We start from the raw sequence: 4629 nt of genomic DNA, 5'->3' as shown, positions 1-4629 counted from the left end.
ATTGGCCTGGTGGGCATTGTCAGCCACATCACGGATGGACTGGCTCATCTGGGTGATGGCCGCCGCCAGTTGCTCGCTCTGGGCCCGCTGCTGTTGCAGGTGGGTGTCTATGGTCTGGATATGCCCCCTGTCATCCTCCGCCGCCTGCAGGATCTGCTGGTTGGTGTCCGCGCTGCGACCCACCACGGCGCGCAGCTCCGCCTTCTTCATGCGCAGCAGCAGTTCAAGGGCGGCCAGGCTGTCCTGACGCCTGGCATAGAGTACCTGGCAAAGGGCGCTGCCCTGCTCCTCGCCCGCCATGGCCAGCAGTCTGGCCAGCCGCCGTTGCAGATGCCAGCCATGCCCCATCTGGGCCAGCAAGCAGAGCAGGGTGATGACTCCCCACCCCGGCTGGCCGGTGACCAGACTGGCCCCCATGCCGAGCAGGGCGGTGCCAGAGAGCAGCAGACACAGCTGCCCCGGCTCCAGGGTCAGCCGGGTCAGCCAGGGCAGTGCCTTGCCGTCACGGATCCGGGCATAGAGCTGCTCTGCCCAGGCGATGTCGTGATCCTGGGGACGGGTGCGGACAGACTGGTATTCGATGATCTGCTGCTGATCGTTGAGAATCGGCGTGACGTAGGCGTTGACCCAGTAGAACTGACCACTCTTGGCGCGGTTCTTTACCAGCCCCATCCAGCTCTTGCCTTGTTGCAGGCGGCGCCACATGTCGGCGAACGCGGCCTTGGGCATGTCGGGGTGGCGGACCAGATTGTGGGGCTCCCCTTCCATTTCGGTCGCGCTGTAGCCCGCCACATCGCAAAAGTGCTGGTTGGCATAAGTGATGTGACTGGCGGGATCCGTGGTCGAGATCAGTGATATGTGATCGGGGAAACGGATCTCCCCTTCGTGCCGGGTTGTGGTCATGTGCGCATCCTGAATGAGCCAAGTAACTGATAAAATTATTTTTTATTTTTGTGATTGTTACGGCGTCATTGTAGATGCGGACTGTTACACCACCTTGGCTTGGGTCAATAAATCAACACGGGAAAGGCTGAAAAAAGTCGTAGATGGCGGCTCAGCCGCGGGGAGTGAAGTCGTGGATCTCCCCCGTCCTCGGCTTGAAGCGGGGGTCATTGTCTTCTGCGCTGGCGACCCAGGCCATGGCCTGGCAGAAACTCTCCTGCTTGGCGAAGGCATCCCGGGCCTGATCGATGGCTCGTTCGGCATTGCGCCGCTCCATCTTGCTGGCCTTGCGGTCGCTGAACTGCTTCTGCTGGCTCAACATCCATTCGAGGAAGGCCTGGCGGCATTCGGTTTCATCGGCGGCCTTGGCGGGAAGGGCAACAAACAGGGCAATCAGGAGCAGAGCACGCATGGCAGGATCGGATCACGGGGTTGATGAATGAAAAGAGGCGGCATTTTATGCCGGGAACTTGAACAGGAACAGTGCCAGGAGGGGTCAGATGTCCCGACCCCTCCCCGGACTCAGTGTTTGACGAGGTAGAGCTGACGGCTGTAGGCCACGTCTTCCGGGTTGTTGATGGGATACCCCTTGAGCCAGGGCTTGATGAGCCGGGCATTGGTGTACTGGTAGATGGGGGCGATGGGGGCCTCCTTCTGCAAGATGGCCTCGGCCTCATCGAACAGGCGGGCCCGCTCTGCGGGATCCTGACTGTTGGCCGCCTGCGCCAGCAGCTTGTCGTAAGCCGGGTTGGCGAACCGGGCCATGTTGCCGCTGTGGCCCGATCCCCAGAGCCCGAGGAAGGCGGAGGGGTCGTTGTAATCGGCGACCCAGGAGGAGCGGATCACCTCGAACTGGCCGCTTTGACGGCTGTCGAGATAGGTTTTCCACTCCTGGTTGGTGAGCTCGACCCGGGCCCCTAGCTTCTGTTTCCACAGGTTGGCGATGGCCAGCGCCATCTTCTTGTGAATTTCCGCCGTGTTGTAGAGCAGGGTCAGCTTGAGGGGATTGCTTGGGCCGTAGCCCGCTTCTTTCAGCAGGGCTCTGGCACGCTCGTCCAGCGCCTGCTGACTGCTGGTGGAGAGCAGATTGGGCTTGGGGTCGAAGTCGGCGGTCACGTCCGGGGTGAAGTGGTAGGCCGGTTTCTCCCCGGTGCCCAGTACCTTGTCGGCAATCAGGCCCCTGTCGATGGTGTAGGAGAGCGCCTGGCGCACCCGCACATCATTGAGGGGCGGGCGCTGGGTGTTGAAGGCGTAGTAGTAGGTGCCGAGCTGTTCCGGGGTATAGACCTCCCCCGGGATCTGGGCCATCAGGCTCTGGTACTGCTCCTTGGGGAAGGATTCGGTGATGTGCAGATCCCCGGCCAGATAGCGGTGGGTGGCCGCACTCTCCTGGTTGATGGGCACGAAGGTGACGCGGGTCAGCACCGTGTGGGCGCGATCCCAGTAGTAGGGATTGGGCGTCAGCTCCAGTTTCTCGTTCACCACCCGGTGACTCAGCACGAAGGCGCCGTTGCCCACCAGCTTGCCGGGCTGGGTCCACTGGTTGCCATATTGTTCCATGCTGGCCTGGTGCAGGGGCGACAGGCTGGGATGGGTCAGCAGGCTCAGGAAATAGGGCACCGGCTGGGAGAGGGTCACCTTCAGGGTATGGTCATCGACGGCCTCCACCCCGAGCGCATCGGGGGCCAGCTTGCCTGCCACTATGTCGTCCACCTTGTCGAAGCGGGCGAGCTGGGCAAACCAGGCGAAAGTGGCGGCTTCCCTGGGGTCAACCAGCTTGCGCCAGCCATAGACGAAGTCGGCGGCGCGCACGGGATCGCCGTTGGACCAGCGGGCATCCTGCCTCAGATGGAATGTGAACTGCCGGTTGTCCTTGTTCTCCCAGCTCGCGGCCACCCCGGGCAGCACCTTGCCGTCCGGCCCCTGGGTCAGCAGCCCCTCGTAAAGGTCTCTGAGGACCTGCAGCTCCGGCAGTCCCACCAGCTTGAGAGGGCTCAGGCTCGCCGGTTCATCCTTGAGATGACGGACGACGGCCTGTTCGGCGGCGAGTGGGGTACCGGGCGGCACATCGGCAGCCTGGACGCAGGCACAGCCCAGCAGGGCCAGCAGGGGGCTCCATCCTTTCATGGTGAATCCTTCAAAATGTGTGAAGCGGGGAGAAAACTCGGCGAGAATGCATCGCCGGCAGATGGGAAATCATGATATCCCCTTTGCTGGTCAGACCGCCAGCATGAGTCCCATTGATATCCGATGCGGCTGTCAACGAAGGGGCGCCGTGAGCGCCAGGAAAAGGAGAGAATGATGAGAGCATGGATCTTGTTGGCCTGCGTGCTGAGCCAGGGCGCCTGGGCGTTGTCCCCGTGCGAGAAGAGCAGCCCGGTGGGAAGCTGGTGCGAGGTGAACATAGAGGCGCTGCACCCCACCCAGGGCGGCGTGGGGCAGTTGCAGGTGGATACCACTGCCCGGGAGCTGGCGGACAAGAGCGAGAAGCAGCTCGACAAGCTGATGAAAAAGAAAGAGATCCCCATCGTCATCGCGCCGGATGGGGGTTACTGGCTGGTGGACAGGCACCACCTGACCAAGGCGCTGTGGCAGCAGGGGGTGAAGCAGGTCAGGGTCAAGGTGATTGCACGGTTGCAGGACAGGGCCAATTTCTGGAGCCAGATGCAGAACAACCACTGGGCCTGGCTCAAGGATGAACGGGGTCAACCCCTGACTCCCGAGCAGTTGCCCGGTCATATCGGTGAATTGCCGGATTACCCCTACCGCACCCTGGCGGGGCTGCTGCAGGATGCGGGCTACTTCAGCAAGAAGGATCAGGTCTACTTCGTCGAGTTTGCCTGGGCCAGCTGGCTCGGCCAGCAGATGGCCTGGCAGCCGATCGATGAGGTCAACCTCGCAGATCGCCTCGCCGAAGCCAAACGGCTGGCGTGCAGCAGCAAGGCGTCGGATCTGCCTGGTTACCCCGGCAAGCAGTGTCGCGTCAATCAGCCCAGAACGGCGGGTTGAGGGATCCTGCACAAAGGGTCTGGTTGATATTTGTTCTCGATTGGCCATGATACAAACTCCACTCGTGTCGGCAAAGGAGAGGAACATGGAACATCAGAACTGGCAACGTTACATGCTGGAGGCGGAGAATGCCCTTGGCATGGGGGCTCTGGGCGCGGCGATCTGCCTCTATCAGCAGGCCCTGGGGGAAGTGTATGAGCTGGCCTCCGGGGATCTGGACGAACTGGCCAGCATGCGGGTCGCCACCTGTCACCGCATGGCCGATTTCTGGCGTGCCATGGAAGAGCCCGCCTATGAACTGCGCTACCTCAAGCTCGCCTCCGAGCTGGTCACCGCCCTGGTGCCCCAGTGCCCCAACCGGGAGTGCGAATCCCTCATCAGTGAGCTGGGCTGCTGCCGCGCCGCCCTGCTCTCCTTCTTGAAGCGCCACCCCAATCCGGAGATTGCCCGGCTTATCCAGGTGCAGGACAGGGTGCAGGGCTGCGAGCTGATAGGCCGGTTCCGTCTCAACTGAGTTCAGCGCCGTTTTTGCAGCTTGTTGGCGATGCGGCTTTGCGCCTCTTCCCCTTGGAGGGCCTGGGCGAAAGCGCGCGCTTCCAGGTCGATGACGAAATGCACCGCCTGTTTGAGTTCCTGCTTGAGCAGCGCCTTGCTCTTCTGGAGCGCCATCGGCGGCTT

The 4629-nt window shown here is 62.3% G+C and carries 5 protein-coding genes and 1 pseudogene; 2 read left to right on the top strand and 4 right to left on the bottom strand.

The genetic code is table 11. The features are described 5' to 3' along the window. The 3 genes from AACR77_RS11620 to AACR77_RS11610 all read right to left on the bottom strand — a co-directional run. On the bottom strand, window positions 1–903 hold a 903-nt coding region (locus AACR77_RS11620), incomplete at its 3' end, for a methyl-accepting chemotaxis protein (RefSeq protein ID WP_042881584.1). Between the two features lie 151 nt (window positions 904–1054). Further along, window positions 1055–1354: a hypothetical protein gene (locus AACR77_RS11615; protein WP_010672856.1), complete on the bottom strand. Its 300-nt coding sequence runs from the start codon at window positions 1352–1354 to the stop codon at window positions 1055–1057. A gap of 110 nt (window positions 1355–1464) precedes the next feature. Beyond that, complete coding sequence (locus tag AACR77_RS11610; RefSeq protein WP_042881582.1) at window positions 1465–3069, bottom strand: peptide ABC transporter substrate-binding protein; 1605 nt, start codon at window positions 3067–3069, stop codon at window positions 1465–1467. A 174-nt stretch (window positions 3070–3243) separates the two neighbouring features. Between AACR77_RS11610 and AACR77_RS11605 the strand changes: the two genes are divergently transcribed. Together AACR77_RS11605 and AACR77_RS11600 are read left to right on the top strand one after the other, a co-directional pair. Further along, a complete protein-coding gene (locus tag AACR77_RS11605; protein WP_010672858.1) occupies window positions 3244–3951 on the top strand; it encodes a ParB-like protein in 708 nt (235 codons plus the stop codon). Window positions 3952–4036: 85 nt separating this feature from the next. Next, window positions 4037–4465 (top strand): DUF2753 family protein, encoded by a 429-nt coding sequence (locus tag AACR77_RS11600; RefSeq protein WP_041211008.1) that lies wholly within the window; start codon window positions 4037–4039, stop codon window positions 4463–4465. Between the two features lie 2 nt (window positions 4466–4467). Here AACR77_RS11600 and AACR77_RS11595 read toward each other — a convergent pair. Next, window positions 4468–4629: pseudogene (locus tag AACR77_RS11595) on the bottom strand (enoyl-CoA hydratase); the annotation flags it as partial.

The sequence above is a fragment of the Aeromonas sp. ZOR0002 genome, assembly GCF_963866995.1.
Classification (GTDB): Bacteria; Pseudomonadota; Gammaproteobacteria; order Enterobacterales; family Aeromonadaceae; genus Aeromonas; species Aeromonas caviae.
This window is presented reverse-complemented; position numbering and strand designations above follow the sequence as displayed.

Excerpts from the sequence above, each read along its gene's own strand:
- AACR77_RS11600 (WP_041211008.1), top strand. The coding sequence starts at position 4,037 with ATGGAACATCAGAACTGGCAACGTTACATGCTGGAGGCGGAGAATGCC.
- AACR77_RS11610 (WP_042881582.1), bottom strand. The coding sequence starts at position 3,069 with ATGAAAGGATGGAGCCCCCTGCTGGCCCTGCTGGGCTGTGCCTGCGTC.
- AACR77_RS11605 (WP_010672858.1), top strand. The coding sequence starts at position 3,244 with ATGAGAGCATGGATCTTGTTGGCCTGCGTGCTGAGCCAGGGCGCCTGG.
- AACR77_RS11615 (WP_010672856.1), bottom strand. The coding sequence starts at position 1,354 with ATGCGTGCTCTGCTCCTGATTGCCCTGTTTGTTGCCCTTCCCGCCAAG.